Source organism: Thioclava sp. JE_KL1 (genome assembly GCF_009296265.1).
Lineage (GTDB): Bacteria > Pseudomonadota > Alphaproteobacteria > Rhodobacterales > Rhodobacteraceae > Thioclava.
This window is the reverse complement of record NZ_WBJS01000008.1, coordinates 52,357-71,172: the sequence shown is the minus strand read 5'-3', so window position 1 is coordinate 71,172 and position 18,816 is coordinate 52,357. Positions and strand designations below refer to the sequence as shown.

The 18,816-nt window shown below is 64.6% G+C and carries 17 protein-coding genes; 3 read left to right on the top strand and 14 right to left on the bottom strand.

Annotation, left to right across the window (positions count from 1 at the left end):
* Positions 1-17 precede the first annotated feature (17 nt).
* From F8R15_RS16235 to F8R15_RS16220, 4 genes are all read right to left on the bottom strand, one after another.
* Positions 18-1,025 carry an endonuclease/exonuclease/phosphatase family protein gene (locus F8R15_RS16235; protein ID WP_152845288.1) on the bottom strand — a complete coding sequence of 336 codons (1,008 nt, stop codon included), beginning with the start codon at positions 1,023-1,025 and terminating at the stop codon, positions 18-20.
* The gene (locus F8R15_RS16230) at positions 1,025-1,711 is read right to left on the bottom strand and encodes a TerB family tellurite resistance protein (protein ID WP_368731086.1); all 687 of its coding nucleotides are present in this window, start codon (positions 1,709-1,711) and stop codon (positions 1,025-1,027) included. The genes F8R15_RS16235 and F8R15_RS16230 overlap by 1 nt, the downstream gene beginning before the upstream one ends.
* Positions 1,712-1,942: 231 nt before the next feature.
* Positions 1,943-4,072: a methylmalonyl-CoA mutase gene (gene scpA, locus F8R15_RS16225; protein ID WP_078606120.1), complete on the bottom strand. Its 2,130-nt coding sequence runs from the start codon at positions 4,070-4,072 to the stop codon at positions 1,943-1,945.
* A complete protein-coding gene (locus tag F8R15_RS16220) occupies positions 4,044-4,973 on the bottom strand; it encodes a hypothetical protein (RefSeq protein ID WP_152845286.1) in 930 nt (309 codons plus the stop codon). Before F8R15_RS16220 ends, scpA begins: the two co-directional genes overlap by 29 nt.
* 178 nt (positions 4,974-5,151) lie before the next feature.
* Here F8R15_RS16220 and F8R15_RS16215 point away from each other — a divergent pair, with 178 nt between their 5' ends.
* A complete protein-coding gene (locus F8R15_RS16215; RefSeq protein ID WP_152845285.1) occupies positions 5,152-5,628 on the top strand; it encodes a DUF4174 domain-containing protein in 477 nt (158 codons plus the stop codon).
* A gap of 95 nt (positions 5,629-5,723) precedes the next feature.
* Here F8R15_RS16215 and F8R15_RS16210 read toward each other — a convergent pair whose 3' ends face one another.
* From F8R15_RS16210 to F8R15_RS16185, 5 genes are all read right to left on the bottom strand, one after another.
* Entirely contained in the window at positions 5,724-7,727 is a 2,004-nt protein-coding gene (locus F8R15_RS16210) for an acetyl/propionyl/methylcrotonyl-CoA carboxylase subunit alpha (RefSeq protein WP_152845284.1), read from the bottom strand.
* 152 nt (positions 7,728-7,879) lie between these two features.
* Entirely contained in the window at positions 7,880-8,086 is a 207-nt protein-coding gene (locus tag F8R15_RS16205; protein WP_078571734.1) for a hypothetical protein, read from the bottom strand.
* Positions 8,087-8,435: 349 nt separating this feature from the next.
* Positions 8,436-8,828, bottom strand: coding sequence for a hypothetical protein (locus F8R15_RS16200; protein ID WP_083078880.1), 393 nt, complete (start codon positions 8,826-8,828; stop codon positions 8,436-8,438).
* A gap of 916 nt (positions 8,829-9,744) precedes the next feature.
* On the bottom strand, positions 9,745-10,266 hold the full coding sequence (locus tag F8R15_RS16190; protein WP_253732692.1) for a DUF6497 family protein: 522 nt from the start codon (positions 10,264-10,266) through the stop codon (positions 9,745-9,747).
* Between the two features lie 8 nt (positions 10,267-10,274).
* A complete protein-coding gene (locus F8R15_RS16185; RefSeq protein ID WP_083078881.1) occupies positions 10,275-11,807 on the bottom strand; it encodes an acyl-CoA carboxylase subunit beta in 1,533 nt (510 codons plus the stop codon).
* Positions 11,808-12,042: 235 nt separating this feature from the next.
* On the opposite strand from F8R15_RS16185, the gene F8R15_RS16180 reads away from it, so the two are divergent.
* Positions 12,043-13,437: a short-chain fatty acyl-CoA regulator family protein gene (locus tag F8R15_RS16180; protein WP_078522857.1), complete on the top strand. Its 1,395-nt coding sequence runs from the start codon at positions 12,043-12,045 to the stop codon at positions 13,435-13,437.
* A 61-nt stretch (positions 13,438-13,498) separates the two neighbouring features.
* Here F8R15_RS16180 and F8R15_RS16175 read toward each other — a convergent pair whose 3' ends face one another.
* Both F8R15_RS16175 and F8R15_RS16170 read right to left on the bottom strand, forming a co-directional pair.
* Positions 13,499-13,744, bottom strand: coding sequence for a YdcH family protein (locus F8R15_RS16175; RefSeq protein WP_078542708.1), 246 nt, complete (start codon positions 13,742-13,744; stop codon positions 13,499-13,501).
* Between the two features lie 71 nt (positions 13,745-13,815).
* Positions 13,816-14,466 (bottom strand): thermonuclease family protein, encoded by a 651-nt coding sequence (locus tag F8R15_RS16170; protein WP_152845283.1) that lies wholly within the window; start codon positions 14,464-14,466, stop codon positions 13,816-13,818.
* Between the two features lie 80 nt (positions 14,467-14,546).
* Between F8R15_RS16170 and F8R15_RS16165 the strand changes: the two genes are divergently transcribed.
* Positions 14,547-14,930, top strand: coding sequence for a DoxX family protein (locus F8R15_RS16165; RefSeq protein WP_152845282.1), 384 nt, complete (start codon positions 14,547-14,549; stop codon positions 14,928-14,930).
* A 1-nt stretch (position 14,931) separates the two neighbouring features.
* Here F8R15_RS16165 and betA read toward each other — a convergent pair whose 3' ends face one another.
* From betA to betI, 3 genes are all read right to left on the bottom strand, one after another.
* Positions 14,932-16,587, bottom strand: coding sequence for a choline dehydrogenase (betA, locus tag F8R15_RS16160; RefSeq protein WP_152845281.1), 1,656 nt, complete (start codon positions 16,585-16,587; stop codon positions 14,932-14,934).
* A 105-nt stretch (positions 16,588-16,692) separates the two neighbouring features.
* Complete coding sequence (gene betB / locus F8R15_RS16155; RefSeq protein ID WP_152845280.1) at positions 16,693-18,144, bottom strand: betaine-aldehyde dehydrogenase; 1,452 nt, start codon at positions 18,142-18,144, stop codon at positions 16,693-16,695.
* Positions 18,141-18,722, bottom strand: coding sequence for a transcriptional regulator BetI (gene betI, locus F8R15_RS16150; RefSeq protein WP_083078886.1), 582 nt, complete (start codon positions 18,720-18,722; stop codon positions 18,141-18,143). Before betI ends, betB begins: the two co-directional genes overlap by 4 nt.
* Positions 18,723-18,816 lie beyond the last annotated feature (94 nt).

The following is an 18,816-nucleotide window of genomic DNA, read 5'->3' as shown; positions in this document are numbered from 1 at the left end:
GAAAATCACGCCCCCGATCAGTCGATATCGACCGAGACGGGAAAATGATCGGAGGCCTGCAAAAGCGCCTCGCGCAATTCGGGCACGCGGTAGATATGCGGGTCGTCGAACGGGTGCCAGATACGCCAATTCTTCGCCCGGGCCGCCAGATCGGGCGAGAGCATCACATAATCCAGCATGGCCGAGAAATACTGCTTCTGATCGACGAGGTAGAACCGCGCGGAACTTGGCGCAGCGGCCGTGTGATGCGCTTTCGACAGCCGCGCATGAGGATCGTGCAGCCGCTCCGCGTCCGGCCCGCCCTCGCCCGCGACGATCTCCACGCCCGAGCGCCCGAACAGCTTCTCGTATTCGTCGAGCCCGGGACCGTCGTTGAAATCCCCCAGCACGATCAGGCTGTCGCCCGCCGCGAGATGTTCCTCCACGCGGCCGCGGATCCAGATCGACTGCGCCAATTGCTTGCGCCGGTTCTCGATCGCCATGCGGGTGGCTGTCTCGAGGCTCGTCGCGCCATGCGGGGCTTTCGACTTCACATGCACGCCGATCAGCCGAAGCACTTCCCCGCTCTGCGTTCCCAGCGCGACTTCCAGCGGAGGCTTGGAAAAGGTGACCGTATCCATCCGCGCATCGATATCGAGGTCGATCCGCAGGCTGCCATCGAAGCGCGGCCACGCCTCCGAGCTTTGCGGATCGTGTCGCGCCGTCACGACATCGGGATCATAAAGCAGCGCCAACTCCTGCTGCGTGTCGTTGGAAAAGCCCAGAAGCGCGCGACGCTGGCGCAGCCCGAACCGCTCCGCGAAGCCTTCGAGCATATCCACCGTCTTGTGGCGATGATTGTCGTCGGGCGCCTCGACCACCAGAAGCACATCGGCCTCCAGCGCGCTCATCACGATCGCGATCGCGCCGGTCTGCTGGCTGCGCGTCACGTTGTAGCGCGCCGACCATTCACTATCGTCGAGAAGCGTCCCGTTGCGCGCGAAAAGGCTGTTGAACCACTCGATATTCCAAGTGGCGATCCGCATCACGCCTCCGCATGGCTGGCGCGGATTTCCTCCCAGGCCTTGTTGAGCGCGATCACCCGCGCCTCGGAGAGCTGCACGGCTTCCTCAGGCAGACCGCGGGCAATTGCCCGGTCGGGATGGGCCTCGCGCACCTTGTTGCGCCAGACCTTGCGCACTTCGGGAAGCGGCGTGCCGGGCTCGACTTCCAGCACGGTCCACGGATCGGGATCGGCATCTTCCACGAAGGCCGAACGCATCGCGCGGAAACAACATTCCTCCAGCCCGAAAATCCGCGCGACCTCCAACAGGAAGGCATCCTCGCCCTCGTGGTAATCGCCATCGGCCAGCGCGATGAAGAACAGCCCTTCCAGCACGTCTTTCAGAACATCCGCGCCGGGGCCGAACATATTGGCGATCTTGCGGGCATAGGCGTCGAAACCCGCCACATCGGTGCGCGCCATGTTGAAGACGCGCGCGGCATTGGCTTCCTCTTCCGGCGGGATCTGGAAAATCCGCCGGAACGCGGCCACCTCGTCGCGCGTGACCTGCCCGTCGGCCTTCGCCATCTTCGCCCCCAGCGCGATCACCGCGATGGTGAAAGCGACCGAGCGTTCCGGCGGCTGGCGCAGATTGTCGAAAACGGTCGACAGCGCGTCCCCCCGCCCGAGAGCGGAGAGCGCCTGCGCGATACGCGACCAAAGGGAGATGGGCTTGTCCATGGTTCAAGTCTAGCCGCGCTGCGGCGGAAATGCACCCGCGCAAATCCGCCCTGTGATTAAATCGTTGTAATGTTTTGAAATGACTGGCGGCGCGCAGAGTTCCCCCGCGCGCCGCCCAAATTCAAAGCAAAGCCCGAACTTCGCCTTGGTCAAAATATCCCGGGGGGCGCGTCAGCGCGGGGGCAGAGCCCCCTCGCCCGTGCCACCTCCACCGCGCCCTCAGGCCCGCGCCTGACGCACGATGTCGAGGATCTCGCGCGCGGCCAGCGGGATGTTGGTCCCCGGCCCGAAGATCGCCTTCACGCCCGCCTTTTTGAGGTAGTCGTAATCCTGCTGCGGGATCACGCCGCCGCAGATCACGATGATATCCTCGGCACCCTTTTCCTTGAGCGCTTCGATCAGCTTCGGTGCCAGCGTCTTGTGACCGGCCGCCTGTGACGAAATCCCGACCACATGCACGTCGTTGTCGATCGCGTCCTGGGCGGCTTCTTCCGGCGTCTGGAAGAGCGGACCCACATCGACGTCGAAGCCGATATCGGCGAAGGCCGTCGCGATCACCTTGGCGCCGCGGTCGTGGCCGTCCTGACCCATCTTCACCACCAGCATCCGCGGGCGGCGGCCCTCTTCCTCGGCGAAGGTCTCGACGTCCTTCTGGATCTGGGCGAAGCCCTCGTCGCCGTCATAGGCCGCACCGTAGACACCAGCCAAAGTCTTCACCTCGGCGCGGTGACGTCCGAACACCTTTTCCATCGCCATAGAAATCTCTCCCACAGAGGCCCGGGCGCGTGCAGCTTCCACCGCCGCTTCGAGCAGGTTGCCACCCTCGGAGGCGCGGCGCGTCAGTTCCGTCAGCGCCGCCTCGCAGGCCGCCTCGTCGCGGCTGGCCCGCATCTTCTCGAGCCGCGCGATCTGGTTGTCGCGCACCTTCGCATTGTCGATGTCGAGAATATCCAGCTCGTCCTCGGTCTCGCGGCGATACTTGTTCACCCCGACCACGACATCCTCGCCCCGGTCGATCAGCGCCTGACGCCGGGCGGCGGTCTCCTCGATGCGCAGCTTGGGCATGCCCGAGGCCACGGCCTTCGTCATGCCGCCCATCTCCTCGACTTCCTCGATCAGTTCCCAAGCCTTCTCGGCCAGTTCCGCCGTGAGGCTTTCGACGTAGTAGGAGCCCGCGAGCGGATCGACCACGTTGGTGATCCCCGTCTCTTCCTGCAAGATGAGCTGCGTGTTGCGCGCGATCCGGGCCGAGAACTCGGTGGGCAGCGCGATCGCTTCGTCGAGCGCGTTGGTGTGCAGCGACTGCGTACCGCCAAGTGCTGCCGACATCGCCTCGTACGCCGTGCGGATCACGTTGTTATAGGGATCCTGCTCGGCGAGCGAGACGCCCGAAGTCTGGCAGTGCGTGCGCAGCATCGAGCTTTGCGGCTTCTTCGGCTCGAACTCTTCCATGATCCGGCTCCACAGCAGGCGCGCCGCACGCAGCTTGGCGGCCTCCATGAAGAAGTTCATCCCGATCGCGAAGAAGAAGCTCAGACGGCCCGCGAACTTGTCGACATCCATCCCCGCCTTGATCGCGGTGCGCACGTATTCGCGCCCGTCCGCCAGCGTGTAGGCCAGCTCCTGCACGAGGTTCGCGCCAGCCTCCTGCATGTGGTAGCCGGAGATCGAGATCGAGTTGAACCGCGGCATCTCGTTCGAGGTGTATTCGATGATATCCGCAATGATCCGCATCGAGGGCTCGGGCGGATAGATATAGGTGTTGCGGACCATGAACTCCTTGAGGATGTCGTTCTGGATCGTGCCCGACAGAACGCTGCGGTCATGGCCCTGCTCTTCGCCGGTGACGATGAAGTTGGCGAGGATCGGGATCACCGCGCCGTTCATCGTCATCGAGACCGAGATCTGATCGAGCGGGATACCGTCGAACAGGATCTTCATGTCCTCGACGCTATCGATCGCCACGCCCGCCTTGCCGACATCGCCCTCGACGCGCGGGTGATCGCTGTCATAGCCGCGGTGGGTGGCGAGGTCGAAGGCCACCGACACGCCCTGCTGACCGGCGGCGAGCGCCTTGCGGTAGAAGGCGTTCGACTCCTCGGCGGTCGAGAAGCCCGCATATTGCCGGATCGTCCACGGACGGCCCGCATACATCGTCGCCCGCGGGCCGCGCGTGAAGGGCGACAGGCCCGGCATGGTGCCCAGATGGTCGAGCCCCTCCACGTCCTCTTCGGTGTAAAGCGGCTTGACCGCGATCCCTTCGAGCGTGTTCCAGGTCAGGTCCTCGAACGGCCTGCCACGCAGTTCCTTCTCGGCGAGGTTACGCCAGTCCTCTTTCTTGTCCGTCATGGCCAAATCCTTCTTCCACTGTCGCCGCGGCGGGTGTCTTCCCCGCGTCTTCGGCCGTCATTTCCACGAAATTCAGTCCCGGCGGCGCGCGGCGCAGCCAAGTCAGATCCTCCAGATAGCGGGCGGTCATCTGCGCGCGCTGCGCCTGATCGAAAGGCATCCAGCGCCCCGGCCCCGCAGCGACGCGGTGCCCGGCGCGGACCAGCCCCTCGCGCAGCGCCGCGCGGCCCGGAGCCGCGTTGCGCTGCCTGCGGGCATCGAACAGCCCGGCAGGCAGGCCTTCGCCCGGCACAAGCGCCTGAAGCTGGGCCTGCGGCTCCGCCCCCAGCGCCTCATGGCTCCAGACCGTGACGGGCGCCCCAAGCGCGGTCTGCGCCTGCGCGATCACCTCCGGCCAGCCGCGCGGATGATCGGCAAGCCGCGCAAGCCCGCGCGCATCGGGCAGGCCGGCGCCCCGCCCCGCCATCACCGACAGCACCGAGGACCACCACATATCATAGCGCCGCATCGACAGTGCCACACCGCCCAGATGCGTGCCCAGCACCTGCCGCGCACGCTCCAGCCGCCCCGCCGCATCCGGGTAGAGCGTCAGCATGTCCACGCATTGCGGCATCGCGCCCAGCAGGTTCTCCTCCGAGATCACCAGATGGCGCATCCCCTGATCGGCGAGCCGGTCCAGTTCGAACGCCAGCGCGGTTCGCAGCCGCGACAGCGCCGCCCCATCCTCGGGCGTCACCAGATCGGGGCGCTTCACCAGCCCCGAGAACAGCCCCGCCCGCGTCCGGTCCGGCCCCCAATAGGCGATCCCGCCTGAAGTCAGCGCGTCGGCGTTTTGTAGCATCCACGCCTGAAACGTCGTCGTCGCGGTGCGATGCGCCCCGATATGCAGAATGACATCCATGCCCAGCCCCCACGGCCCCGGGTCCAAGCGGCACCCCGCCGCAGCCCAGAAAACCCGGCGCCAGTCTGCACCGCGAGTCCTTGCGGGGCGCTTAAAGGACGCATTTGGCGAAAATTCGCACGGTCCGGCATGGTGCGAGGGGGCTCGCGCGCATATATCAGGAACGAGAGAGGAGCCCATGACCCGTCTATTATCCCTTGGACTCGCTGCATTTCTTGCGCTGACACCCTTCGCGGCCGCAGCCCAGGACAGCACCGTCGATCTCGCCGTGGCAGAGCCCGAGGTCACGCCCCCCTTCGCACCGGTCGATGGGGCGGATGCGGATCTAGACGCGTTCGTCTGGCAGAAACGGCCCATCGTGGTCTTCGCCGACAGCCCGCTCGACCCCGCGTTCAAGGAGCAGATCCGGTATCTGAAGGACCACTGGGCCGAACTGGCGCGACGTGACGTCGTCGTCATCACCGACACCACGCCCGATCCGGCCAGCGACGTGCGCCGCACGCTGCGCCCGCGCGGGTTCTCCCTCGTCATCATCGCCAAGGATGGCACGGTAAACCTGCGCAAGCCCGCCCCGTGGGACGCGCGCGAGATCGTCCGCTCGATCGACAAGATGCCGATCCGGCGCGACGAGATCCGCGAAGAGCGCGGCTTCTGACCGCTCCCCCGATGCGCACACGCCACTAGATCGCGCCCCGCCGTGGCGGGGTGAGCCGGTCGCCCGGCCTCCCTATACCACGGCGCGGGCGTCACTTATTCGAACTCCATGATGATGTCGTCGACGGCAAGGCTCGCGCCCGCCTCGGCGTTGATCTTCTTCACGGTGCCCTTCTTCTCGGCGCGCAGGATGTTCTCCATCTTCATCGCCTCGACGGTGGCCAGCGGCTGACCTTCCTGCACTTCCGCGCCTTCCTCGACCGAGATCTTCACGACGAGACCCGGCATCGGGCAAAGCAGGAATTTCGAGGTATCCGGCGGCAGTTTCACCGGCATCAGCTGCGCGAGCTCGAACTGGCGCGGCGTGCGGACATGGACCTTCAGATCGGCGCCACGCACCCGGATGCGGAAGCCCATCGGGATCTTGCCGACTTTCAGCACCAGCGGCGCTCCGTTCACGCTCAGCTCGGCCAGCGGGTCGCCCGGGGTCCAGTCGCTCTCGACGCGCATCTCTTCGCCATCCTCGAAGATGATGGTCGAACCATGGCGATCCGCGTTCACCTTGAGCTTGAAATCCTCATCCTGAAGCGAGACCGCCCAATCCACGCCGACCTTGCGCTCGTGGTTGCCGAGCGTGCCGGAGATCTTGGTGCGTCGGATCTCGGCCACGCGCTCCATCGCCGCCGTGGCCGCCGCGACCTTGCGCAGCATCCCCTCGTCCAGCGTCACGCCGTTGAACCCTTCAGGATATTCCTCTTCGATGAAGGCGGTGGTGATGTTGCCGGTCACGAAACGCTCGTGATCCATCACCGCGGCACAGAACGGCAGGTTGTGCCCGATGCCCTCGACCTCGAACATATCGAGCGCGAGACGCATCTCTTCGATGGCCTCGCCACGGTTCGGCGCCCAGGTGCAGAGCTTGGCGATCATCGGGTCGTAGAACATCGAAATCTCGCCGCCTTCGAAGACACCGGTATCGTTGCGCACGATGCCGCCCGAAGCGGTCTTGCCTTCCACCGGCGGACGGTAGCGGGTCAGACGCCCGATCGAGGGCAGGAAGTTGCGATAGGGATCCTCGGCGTAGAGGCGGCTCTCGATGGCCCAGCCGTTGATGCCGATATCTTCCTGTTTCATCGGAAGTTTCTCACCGTCGGCCACGCGGATCATCTGCTCGACGAGGTCGATGCCGGTGATCAGCTCGGTGACCGGGTGCTCCACCTGAAGACGGGTGTTCATCTCGAGGAAGTAGAAGTTCTTCTCGCCATCGACGATGAATTCCACGGTCCCTGCGCTGCAGTAATCCACCGCTTTCGACAGGGCCACGGCCTGCTCGCCCATCGCCTTGCGCGTCTCGGGGTCGAGGAAGGGCGACGGCGCCTCTTCGATGACCTTCTGGTTACGGCGCTGGATCGAGCATTCGCGCTCGTTCAGATAGACGCAGTTGCCGTGCTTGTCGGCGAGCACCTGAATCTCGATGTGGCGCGGTTGCGTCACGAATTTCTCGATGAAGATACGGTCGTCGCCGAAGCTGTTCGCCGCCTCGTTCTTGGACGACTGGAAGCCCTCGCGCGCCTCTTCGGCATTCCACGCGATACGCATCCCCTTGCCGCCGCCACCTGCGGAGGCCTTGATCATCACCGGATAGCCGATCTCGTCGGAGATCTTCACCGCCTCGTCGGCATCCGCGATCAGGCCCATATAGCCGGGCACCGTCGACACGCCCGCCTCTTTCGCGAGCTTCTTCGAGGTGATCTTGTCGCCCATCGCCTCGATCGCACCCGAGGGCGGGCCGATGAAGGCGACGCCCTCTTTTTCCAGCGCCTCGGCGAACTTCTTGTTTTCCGACAGGAAACCGTAGCCCGGGTGAACCGCCTCGGCGCCCGACTGACGGATCGCATCCATGATCTTGTCGATCACGATATAGGATTGGTTCGCGGGCGGCGGGCCGATATGGATCGCCTCGTCGGCCATTTGGACATGCAGCGCCTGCGCATCGGCATCGGAATAGACGGCGACCGTCTTGATCCCCATCTTCTGCGCCGACTTGATGACGCGGCAAGCGATCTCGCCACGGTTGGCGATCAGGATTTTCTTGAACATGTCAGGCCCTTCCCTTCCGGTGCGGGAGGGGCATCCCCCCGCCCCGCGTGTCGTGTTCATGATGTGAGACAAAAGAAAAACCGCCACCGGAGCGCGCAGCCCCGATGGCGGTCGAATAGCGATCGGACGCGGTCAGAGCCGCGCAGATGTGCTTAGTACGAGCGCTGGCAGACGCCTGCGTCGTCGCAATACGTGCCCGCGAGCGCGCCGAGAGCCGCGCCGGTGAGCGCGTTGTTGTCGGTCGCATCCGCGATGATCGCGCCGCCGGCCGCACCGGCGAGGGCGCGCTGGCCGTCGGTTTGCATGCAGCCTGCGAGAGCGAGGCCGGCAAGGACAAGAAGGATCGGGGTTTTACGCATGGGAAACTGCCTCCAATAGCGGTTATGATTGGACGCGAGTTTATCGCGGCGCCGTGAAAAGCCAACGGCGAAAACGCGAGCTGAAGCCCCATCGGCGAGCTATCGCCGCTCCCCTTCACATCTTGGCGGAGCCCCCCTTGACCCTGCGAAGAAAAAAGCTGCGGCCCGACCATAAGATCAGGCCGCAGGAATAGGGAAGGGGTAGGGATATTAAACAAGCCGCGGGTGTTGGGGACAGTACGGCTTGCCCGCTCAATGTGACCGCGCGCACCGGCGATTGCAAAGGCGAAATCCTTGCAACCATGAGGTTCGGCGGCATGCCGCCATTTCGCGCAGGACATCAGCGAAATCATGCCCAATCCTCATCCTCGTCATCATCGAAGGTAAAGGCGTCGGGATCGGCGAAGACCTCCGGGAAGGAGGCTTCCGCGCGTTTCACGTCGATTTTGAGAAGCGCCTCGTAGCTTTCTGGATCGAACGGGTCTTCGGCAGCCAACACCTCGCGCCCGAAGAGCCAGCTCAACCGGCCCGCATCGAGATTGCCGCGCTCGAACGGCTCTTCGCCGAACTGCGCCCAAAGCGCGGCCATGAAGCCCGCATCGGCCTTGCGATCGCCATGACCGCGATCGGCGTAGCGTTCACGCCGGATGAGCTTCGTCGCGCCTTTCTTGTTGGCACGGCGAATGGTGAATTGATAATCCGTCGAGGGTAACCGCGACGGGAAACCGCGATGCTTCAGCATGACGCGCCCTCCCCTTTGAAGATGTTGGGACGGCGCGTGCTGAGCTTATGCGTTACGCCTTCATTGTTGACCCGTTTGATTTCGGTTCTGGTTCCCACCGGTCGGGTCGGTCGAAGAAGTTGGCGTGCCAGGTGTCGGCTGACGTTGGGTCGATCCGCCGCGCGGCTCGGGCACACATTGTGCCGGTCGCTGCGTTGTTGCCGCCGTGGCAGTCTCGAGCGGTCCGCATTCGAGCGGACAGTCGGGCACGGAAGCCGGGTATTGCGAGTCGACGAGCCGTCCAGTCGGTCGGCAGGAGCCGCCACTGGCGACGGGGCCGCCATATTTGCCGGTATAGACCGGCTCAACGGTGACAGGTGCAGGCTCCGGTTTGGGCGCACAGCCCACAAGCAGAGCCGCGCAGGCAAGCGCGCCCAGAGAAATTCGGACCATCTCACTCTCCCCCATTCTTTGTTGGAATGGCTAAGAGCATACTCTGGAAGGATAATTGCCGCTAGGTAACCGTATGGCGTATCACACAACGCCACGGCTCCCGCAGGGATCGCGGGGGCAAGGCGACGGCTGCCGCCCCGCCCCGCACGCAGATTATTTGTACTTGCCGGTGTAGGTCGGCTCGGTGGTGACGGCCACCGGCGCGGGCTCAGGCTTGGGTGCGCAGGCTGCGACGAAGGCCACGAGGCCAAGCGCGATGAGAGCTTTCGACATGTCGTTCTCCTGTCCAAGGGGGCGCCCGCCCCGATCTCGGCGAGGTTCGGCACGACCCGTTTCAATGCGGGGACCGAAATTGCTTTCCCCAAGGGCAGGTTAGCCTGCAAATCCCGCTCACGAAAGCGCGATTTCGCCGTGAGCGGCTGCGCTTGCGCGCGCCCCGGCATCATGCCCTCCAAGCTGTGATCTGCGGTTCCGGCCAAAGCCATCAGAAAAACTCCCAAACGCAGTTTCCGTCCTCGACGGAAAAGCTGTCGAAATATTGCACCACCTCGGGGGCGGCATCGCCGAACGGCACGATCTGGTCCGACAGGCTCACCATCACCTGCGCGGGCTCCGGACCGGGCTGCGGCAGGCGCGGCACCACCCACCCGTTGCACAGCGCCTCGATATCCTGCAGCGCGATATCGGAGGACAGCGGACTGCGCCCTCCGATCTGCGGCGCGAGGAAACGAAAGCGATAGGTCAGCCCGTCCGGCCCGGCCTCGTTATGGATCACGTCGATCCACCAGACCTTCTGCCCGGACGGGACTGGGATCGCATCGCCCTTGGTCCCCTCCGGCCCATCGCCCGGCCCCAGATCCTCACCCAGATTGCCCGGATGCATCACCGCACCGTAATCGGGCACCGGGGTCACCTCCCGCAGCTCCTGAGCCGGCGCCGGAGACGCCAGCACCAGCCCGGCGAGAGCGCCGGGCAAGAGCGTCGTGATCCTCGGCCTGCCCGTCATGCGCCTCCTCAGAGCGGGATGTTATCGTGCTTCTTCCACGGGTTGGACAGCTTCTTCGAGCGCAGCGCCGCGAAGGCACGGGCCACCCGGCGACGCGTCGAGCGCGGCTGGATCACCTCGTCGATGAAGCCCTTCTCGGCCGCCACGAACGGGTTCGCGAACCGGTCCTCGTAATCGGCGGTGCGCTTGGCGATCTTCTCGGGTTCGCCCAGCTCCGAGCGATAGAGAATTTCGACCGCGCCCTTGGCGCCCATCACCGCGATTTCCGCGGTCGGCCAGGCGTAGTTGAAATCGCCGCGCAGGTGCTTGGAAGACATAACGTCGTAAGCGCCACCGTAAGCCTTGCGGGTAATGACGGTGACCTTCGGCACGGTCGCCTCGCCATAGGCGAACAGCAGCTTCGCGCCATGCTTGATGACGCCGTTATATTCCTGGCTGGTACCCGGCAGGAAGCCCGGCACGTCGACAAGCGTCAGGATCGGGATTTCGAACGCGTCGCAGAAGCGCACGAAGCGCGCGGCCTTGCGGCTGGAATCGATGTCCAGACAGCCCGCCAGCACCATCGGCTGGTTCGCGACCACACCGACCGTCTGACCTTCGAGACGGATGAAACCGGTGATGATATTGCCCGCGAAATCCTTCTGAATCTCGAAGAAATCCCCCTCATCCGCGATTTTCAGGATCAGCTCCTTCATATCGTAGGGGGTGTTCGCGTTCGACGGCACCAGCGTGTCGAGCGACGCCTCGATCCGGTCCACCTCGTCGAAGAAGGGCCGCACGGGGGCCTTCTCGCGGTTCGACAGCGGCAGGAAGTCGATCAAGCGGCGGGTCTCGAACAGCGCCTCGACGTCGTTCTCATAGGCGCCATCGGCGACCGAGCTTTTCTTGGTATGCGTGGTCGCGCCGCCCAGCTCCTCGGCCGTCACATGCTCGTTGGTGACCGTCTTCACCACGTCGGGGCCGGTGACGAACATGTAAGATGTGTCCTTCACCATGAAGATGAAGTCCGTCATCGCGGGCGAATAGACCGCACCACCAGCACAGGGGCCCATGATGAGGCTGATCTGCGGCACCACGCCCGAGGCCATGATGTTGCGCTGGAACACGTCCGCGTAGCCCGCAAGCGAGGCCACACCCTCCTGAATCCGCGCACCGCCCGAATCGTTGATCCCGATCACCGGCGCACCGTTCTGCACCGCCATATCCATGATCTTGCAGATCTTCTCGGCATGGGTTTCCGACAGCGAGCCGCCGAAGACCGTGAAGTCCTGCGAGAATACATAGACCATGCGCCCGTTCACGGTGCCCCAGCCGGTGACGACGCCGTCGCCATAGGGCTTGCTCTCTTCCATCCCGAAATCGGTGCAGCGATGGGTTTTGAACATGTCGAACTCTTCGAAAGAGCCCTCGTCGAGCAGCAATTCGATCCGCTCGCGCGCGGTCAGCTTGCCCTTCTTGTGCTGCGCCTCGATGCGTTTCTCGCCGCCACCAAGGCGGGCTTCGTCGCGCCGATGCTCCAGCTCCTTCAGGATGTCTCTCATGAGGGTCCTCCGCATAATTTCCCGGCACACTATTCCGAACGCAACAATCTTACAAAGGGGATTCGAGAAAATTTGCAAATAATTGGCAAGTAACGGATAGCGAATTGCATAACTGCGAAGCCCGTTGCCACTCGCAGCGTATCTCCGATTGATCCCGTGACGCCGCCTCAGACTCGGGAAAGTTTGACGGCGAATGTTTGCAAAGCTACAAATTCATTTGCAAAGGGAGGGGCAGATGGCGACTCAGAAACTCTATGCCGGTGTGAAACTGCGCGAGACCCGCACGCGCCTCGGCCTGACCCAGAAAGCCTTCGCCGAGCGGCTCGGCGTGTCGCTGCCCTATCTCAACCAGATGGAGAACAACCACCGCCCGGTCTCGGCGCAGGTCGTGCTGGCGCTGGCGAGCGAGTTTGGCCTCGACGTGACCGAGCTCTCGGCAGGCGATGCGGAACGGCTGGTCTCGGACATGCGCGAGGCGCTGGCCGACCCGATCTTCTCCGATGGCGCGCCGCCTCTGGCCGATCTGCGGCTCGCGGCGTCCAATGCACCCGCCCTCGCCCGGTCCTTCCTCGAACTACACCGCGCCTATCGCCAAACCCATGAACGCCTCGCCTCGCTCGACGAAGCCCTGGGCCGCGAAGGCGCGCAAACGGTGGTCTCCCCCTGGGAAGAGGTCCGCGACTTCTTCCACTATTGCGACAATTACATCGACGCCGTCGACCGCGCTGCCGAGCGCTATTCCTGCCGCGATGGCAATCGGTTGGAGCCCATTCCTCATGCGATCGACACCCTCGCGAAACGGGGCATCGACGTGCAGTTTTCCGACATTTCGCAGCTGCGCGAGCGTGACGGCAATCGCCTTCTGATCAACGCCCATGCGGGCCGCCCGACGCAGGCCTTCCAACTGCTCCATCAGGTCGCGCTGATGACCCAGAACGACCTGTTGGAGGCCACGCTCGACCTCGCGCGCTTCCAGTCCGACACCGCCCGCGCCATCGCCAAAATCGGCCTGGCCAACTACTTCGCGGGCGCGGCGCTGCTGCCCTATCGCCCCTTCCTCGAAGCGGCGCAGGACACGCGCCACGATCTGGAGCGGCTCTGCGATATCTTCACTGCCTCGACGGAGCAGGTCGCCCATCGGCTTTCGACGCTGCAACGGCCCGGCGCGAAGGGCATTCCCTTCTTCTTCGTCCGCGTCGATCAGGCCGGCACGATCACCAAGCGCCACTCCGCGACCCGGCTGCAATTCGCCCGGTTCGGCGGCGCCTGCCCGCTCTGGAACGTCCACCAAGCCTTTGAGACACCGACGAAATTCCTGCGACAACTCGCCGAGACCCCCGATGGCGTTCGCTACCTCTGCCTCGCGCGCGACGTCTCGAAATCGGGCGGCAGCTTCACCGCGCCGGTGCGGCGTTACGCGATCTGTCTGGGCTGCGAGGTGAGCCACGCGAAGGGGCTCGTCTATGCCGACGATATGGAGCTCGGCAATCCCAAGGCCTACCAGCCGATCGGGATCTCCTGCCGGATCTGCGAGCGCAAGGACTGCCACCAGCGCTCGGTTCCGCCGCTGGAACGCCGCCTGCATGTCGACCCCGACCACCGCGGCCTTCTGCCCTACGACATCGCATAGAAAAACGCCCCGGGGCCGAAGCCCCGAGGCGTCTCACCAAAATCACTCGTTACCCTACAACTCAGGCGTCGGCGGTGCCCAGCATCCGCGCGATCTCGTCCTTCACCGCGGCGCGTTGCTTGCGCAGGTCGGTCTCGGCCAAGCTGTCCATCGGCTCCACATTCGTCTCGGCCCGGTGCACGCGATCGTTGAGCGCGTCGTAATCGTCCAACAATTTTGCAAAATGCGCGTTGGAGATTTTCAACTCGTGAATCCGATCGAGTTTCGTCGGGAATTCTTCTTGCAGCGTGTGCGGCGTATTGGCCATGTCGCTCCCTTTCCTTGCTGTCGGGTCGACATTAGGCCAGCGCGACTCGGCCCACCTTGATGCGCATCAAATCAGCCGCCCGCGCGACGCCATCCGGCCGATTTTGCCTCGGCTTCCGAGCAGAACCACCGCTCGCCCTTGGCCTCGTTGATCCGCGTGGCGGCATAAGCGCGCGTGCCCGGCAGATGATAGAGCCGTCCGCGCCCGGAAATATTGCCTTTGATCGCGCAATTTCCCGGCGGATTCTGTATCTTGGCCGCGGCACGCACCTCTGCGGGGCGCTGCGCCGCGCCCTGCCAGACACCGAGCCCCGCGCGCCGCGCCCGCTCCTCCTGCGACACATAATCGCGCGAATATTTCCGATAGGCGAAGGCCGCCCCGCGCGCGACCATCTCGGCATTCAGGTCGCGCCCGCCTGCCCGGCACACCGCGATCAGCCGCCCGTAGCGATCTTCCTCATCGCCCGAGCAGCGCCCCCCCTGCCCCGCAAGCCGCTGCAGCTCCGCCGTCGCCGCCCGTCCGCAGGCCCAGCGCACACCCTGCGCCGTCTTGCAGCTTTGCTTCGCCTCCGGCGCGTCGATCCCGAAAAGCCGCACCCGCGTGTTCTGGACCACCAGCGTATCGCCATCGACGACGCGCGGCAGACCGGTCACCGTGGCCGCCGAAAGCTGCGAGGCGGCGGGCACCGCCAGAAGAACGAGGAGTGAACAAATCCTTAACATGCCCCAGATATCGGCGGAACTGATCTCGCACGCAACAGATTTCGTAGCTGAATAGTAAACGCGAAACTTGGGAGCCCCACATGTCCGACGCACTCAACCTGATCGGCCGCATCCTGATCGCGCTGCTGTTCTTCGGCGGCGCGGTGCAGAAAATCAGCGACCCGCAGATGGTGGAGGAGATGATCAGCTGGCTCGGCCTGCCCGGCTGGCTGGTCTGGCCTGTGGCGCTGTTCAATCTGATCGCGGCGTTCGGCCTGATCTTCGGCCCGAAGGTGCGGGCTTGGGCCCTTGTCCTCGCCGCGTATTGCATCTTCACCAGCTGGTTTCATTGGCAGCTGCGCGCCGACCCGTGGCAGGTGACGATCTTCGTGAAGAATTGGGCAATCGCGGGCGGGCTTTTGATCCTCGCAGCGCAAGGGCCGGGGCGCTATGCCCTCAACCTCCCGCGCCGCAAGAACGGTTAGATCAGCGCTGCGCCACCTGCCAGTTCGGCGCAATCCACGGCTCAAGATTCTCGCGCGCGAGCGGCGCCCGGCCCAGCAGGTGATCGGCCATCTTCTCGCCCACCATGATCGAAGGCGCGTTCAGGTTGCCATTGGTGATGCGCGGGAAGACCGAGCTGTCAGCGACCCGCAGCCCCTCAACCCCGATCACGCGCCCTTCGGGATCGACGACGGCACTCGGATCGTCCGCCGCCCCCATCTTCGCGGTGCCGCAGGGGTGATAGGCGCTCTCGGCGTGCTCGCGGATGAAGGCGTCGATCTGCTCATCCGTCTCGACCGCAGCGCCGGGCTGGATCTCGTGCTTCACATGCGCGGCCATCGGACCTTGGGCAAAGATTTCCCGCGTCAGCCGCACGCATTTGCGGAACTCGGCCCAGTCGTCGGGATGGCTCATGTAATTGAACTTGATCTCGGGCTTGGCCTCGGGATTGCCCGAGCTGAGCCGCACATGCCCGCGCGATTTCGAACGCATCGGCCCGACATGCGCCTGGAAGCCATGCCCCTCGGCAGCGGCCTTGCCGTCATAGCGCACCGCGATCGGCAGGAAGTGATACTGGATATCCGGATAGTCGATCCCGGCATCCGAGCGGATGAAAGCGCAGCTCTCGAACTGGTTCGACGCGCCGAGCCCGCCCTTCGTAAACAGCCACTGCGCGCCCACCCGGGCCTTGCCGTAGAGGTTCCAGTATTTGAACAGCGTCACCGGCTGTTTGGCGGCGAATTGCATATAGATCTCAAGGTGATCCTGCAGGTTCGCGCCCACACCCGGGCGATCCGCCAGAACCTCGACACCATGGTCGCGCAGATGCTCTGCCGGACCCACGCCCGAGAGCATCAACAGCTTCGGCGTGTTGATCGAGCTAGCGGCCAGCACGACCTCGGAGCTCGCCCGGACCACCTCGACCTGCCCCTTGCGCTTGATCTCGACGCCGACAGCCTTCTTGCCGTCGAAGACGACGCGCCGCGCCAGACCGCGCACGATCCGCAGCTTCCCGGTCTTAAGCGCCGGGCGCAGATAGGCATTGGCCGCCGACCAGCGCCGCCCCTTGTAGATCGTGGCCTCCATCGGCCCGAAGCCTTCCTGCTGCTGGCCGTTGTAATCCTCGGTCACCGGATAGCCCGCCGCCTTGCCTGCCGCCACGAAAGCGTCGAACAGCGGATTGGCGCGCGGCCCGCGCGTCACATGCAGCGGCCCCGAACGGCCACGCCACTCGGTCTCTTCGCCGCCATGCCAATGCTCCATCCGCTTGTAATAGGGCAACACATCGGCATAGCCCCAGCCGGTTGCGCCGCTTTCTTCCCAGTGGTCGAAATCGCGCGCGTGGCCCCGGACATAGACCATGCCGTTGATGCTCGACGAGCCGCCCAGCACCTTGCCGCGCGGAGTCGCAAGACGCCGCCCGCCCAGATGCTCTTCGGGTTCCGACTGAAAGCCCCAGTCGTAGATCCCCATATTCATCGGATAGCTCAGCGCGCCGGGCATCTGGATGAACGGCCCCGCATCCGAGCCGCCATGCTCGATCACCACCACGTCGCGCCCCGCTTCCGCGAGCCGATACGCCAGCGCCGAGCCACCCGAGCCTGCGCCTACGATCACAAATTCTGCCGAAACACTCATATCTTCCCCTTGGCGGAAATATCCCGGGGGTCGCCGGTTGGTGCGCCATCGGTCCGCGGACCAACCGGCGACGCGCAGCGCCCCCAAGCCTCGTCAAATTCGAACTCAGTAAGGGCTCTCGACCGGTCCCATGCCGACATAGACGGATTTGAGCTGCGTATAATGCTCCACCGCCGCGCGCGAATTCTCGCGCCCGAAGCCCGATTGCTTGACCGCGCCGAAGGGCATCTCCACCGGCGTCAGGTTATAGGCGTTGATCCAGGTCGTGCCCGCCTGAAGCTGGCTGACGACGCGGTGGCCGCGCGCCAGATCACCGGTGAACACACCCGCGGCGAGGCCGAATTGCGTGTCATTGGCCCGCGCGATCGCCTCTTCCTCGGTGTCGAAATCCAGCACCGACATGACCGGGCCGAAAATCTCCTCGCGCGCGATGGTCATGTCGTCGGTGACATCGGCGAAGACCGTGGGCTGTACGAAAAGCGGCCCCTCATTGCCCGCAGAGCCGCCGCAGACCAGCCGCGCGCCCTCGGATTTCGCGCTCTCGACATAGGACATCACCTTGTCGAACTGCGCCTGCGAGATTAGCGGACCGAACTGCGTCGCCTCATCCAGCGGATCGCCCGCGACGATGGTCTCGGCGCGCTCTTTCAGCCGGGCAAGAAACTTCTCCTTGATGCCCTTCTGCACGAAGACCCGCGTCCCGTTGGAACAGATCTGCCCCGAGGAATAGAAATTCCCCAGCATCGCAGCCCCGATCGCGCTTTCGATATCGGCGTCGTCGAACACGATCATCGGGGATTTGCCGCCCAACTCCATCGTGACGTGCTTCATGCCCGCCGAAGCCGCCTGATAGACCTTCGCGCCCGTCGGCACCGAGCCCGTCAGCGAGACTTTCGCGATACGCGGATCGGTGGACAGCGCCGCCCCCACCGGGCCGAAGCCCTGCACCACGTTGAAGATACCCGCGGGCATCCCGGCTTCGATGAAGATCTCGGCCAGCTTCAGCGCGCCCAGCGGCGTCATCTCGGAAGGCTTGAACACCATCGCGTTGCCGGTCGACAGCGCGGGCGCGGATTTCCAGCAGGCGATCTGGCTGGGATAGTTCCACGCACCGATCCCTGCGCAGACGCCCAGCGGTTCGCGGATCGTATAGGCGAAATCGCCGCCCAGCGGCATCGTCTCGCCGGTCAGCGTCGGCGCGAGACCTGCGAAATATTCCAGCGCCTCGGCGCCCGAGGGCCAGTCGGCCTCGCGGGTTTCCTGAATCGGCTTGCCGGTGTCGAGCGTCTCCAGCAGCGCCAGCTCCTCGGCACGCTCGCGGATGATCGCGACGGCACGGGTCAGGATGCGGCCGCGCTCAACCGGGCGCAGCGCGGCCCAGTCCTTCTGCGCTTCCATCGCGCCCGAAATCGCGGCGTCGATCACCGCGGGCGTCGCGGCATGCAGCTTGGCGATCACCTCGCCGGTGCCGGGATAGGTGACGATCAGCTCGTCGCCATCGGTGTCTTCCATCCAGTCGCCATTCACGAAATGGCTTGCTTTCGGCTGTGCCCTCATTGGTGGACCTCCAATTCCTTTTCCAGATGCGCCAGCACCAGTTCACAGGCGGCCTCGCGGTCGGGATCGCCCGCGACCAGCGCCGCGCGGATGTAGACGCCGTCGATCATCGCGCCCAAACCCTCGGCCACGGAGCCCGCCCGGTCGCCGACCAGCGGACGCAGCCCGTGCATGAGGTTGGAGCGCAGACGGCGCTGATAGATATGCAGCAGTCGCCGCGCATCGGCGCTCGACTGCGCGAGCACGTAGAAGTTCAGCCACGCGGCGATCGCCTCGTGACGGAACGAGCCAGCCGCGAAGGAACCCATCACAACTGCGCGAACACGCTCATGCGGGGTCTGTGCCATCGCCATCGCACCGCGCACTTCCGCGCCGTAGATCGACAGAATCGACCGCATCGCGGCGAGGAAAATCCGGTCTTTCGACCCGAAATAATGGTGCGCCAGCGCCGAGGACATGCCCGCGCGCCGGGCGATCTGCGCGACCGTCACATCGAGCGATCCCGCCTCGCCCACTGTCTCAATAGTCGCTTTGACCAAGGCAGCGCGCCGTATAGGCTCTGCTCCAAGCTTCGGCATGTGATCGGCCTCCTTCCGGGTGGCTTGCTTGCATGTCGAGCTAGAACATGTTTATTGACTCGTCAATCAACAACCGCATCCCGCGGTTTTTCTT

What these genes read in the sequence shown, in the direction of transcription:
- F8R15_RS16235 (WP_152845288.1), bottom strand. Translation starts at nt 1,025, where the DNA reads ATGCGGATCGCCACTTGGAATATCGAGTGGTTCAACAGCCTTTTCGCG.
- scpA (WP_078606120.1), bottom strand. Translation starts at nt 4,072, where the DNA reads ATGACGGACAAGAAAGAGGACTGGCGTAACCTCGCCGAGAAGGAACTG.
- F8R15_RS16220 (WP_152845286.1), bottom strand. Translation starts at nt 4,973, where the DNA reads ATGGATGTCATTCTGCATATCGGGGCGCATCGCACCGCGACGACGACG.
- F8R15_RS16215 (WP_152845285.1), top strand. Translation starts at nt 5,152, where the DNA reads ATGACCCGTCTATTATCCCTTGGACTCGCTGCATTTCTTGCGCTGACA.
- F8R15_RS16210 (WP_152845284.1), bottom strand. Translation starts at nt 7,727, where the DNA reads ATGTTCAAGAAAATCCTGATCGCCAACCGTGGCGAGATCGCTTGCCGC.
- F8R15_RS16205 (WP_078571734.1), bottom strand. Translation starts at nt 8,086, where the DNA reads ATGCGTAAAACCCCGATCCTTCTTGTCCTTGCCGGCCTCGCTCTCGCA.
- F8R15_RS16200 (WP_083078880.1), bottom strand. Translation starts at nt 8,828, where the DNA reads ATGCTGAAGCATCGCGGTTTCCCGTCGCGGTTACCCTCGACGGATTAT.
- F8R15_RS16190 (WP_253732692.1), bottom strand. Translation starts at nt 10,266, where the DNA reads ATGACGGGCAGGCCGAGGATCACGACGCTCTTGCCCGGCGCTCTCGCC.
- F8R15_RS16185 (WP_083078881.1), bottom strand. Translation starts at nt 11,807, where the DNA reads ATGAGAGACATCCTGAAGGAGCTGGAGCATCGGCGCGACGAAGCCCGC.
- F8R15_RS16180 (WP_078522857.1), top strand. Translation starts at nt 12,043, where the DNA reads ATGGCGACTCAGAAACTCTATGCCGGTGTGAAACTGCGCGAGACCCGC.
- F8R15_RS16175 (WP_078542708.1), bottom strand. Translation starts at nt 13,744, where the DNA reads ATGGCCAATACGCCGCACACGCTGCAAGAAGAATTCCCGACGAAACTC.
- F8R15_RS16170 (WP_152845283.1), bottom strand. Translation starts at nt 14,466, where the DNA reads ATGTTAAGGATTTGTTCACTCCTCGTTCTTCTGGCGGTGCCCGCCGCC.
- F8R15_RS16165 (WP_152845282.1), top strand. Translation starts at nt 14,547, where the DNA reads ATGTCCGACGCACTCAACCTGATCGGCCGCATCCTGATCGCGCTGCTG.
- betA (WP_152845281.1), bottom strand. Translation starts at nt 16,587, where the DNA reads ATGAGTGTTTCGGCAGAATTTGTGATCGTAGGCGCAGGCTCGGGTGGC.
- betB (WP_152845280.1), bottom strand. Translation starts at nt 18,144, where the DNA reads ATGAGGGCACAGCCGAAAGCAAGCCATTTCGTGAATGGCGACTGGATG.
- betI (WP_083078886.1), bottom strand. Translation starts at nt 18,722, where the DNA reads ATGCCGAAGCTTGGAGCAGAGCCTATACGGCGCGCTGCCTTGGTCAAA.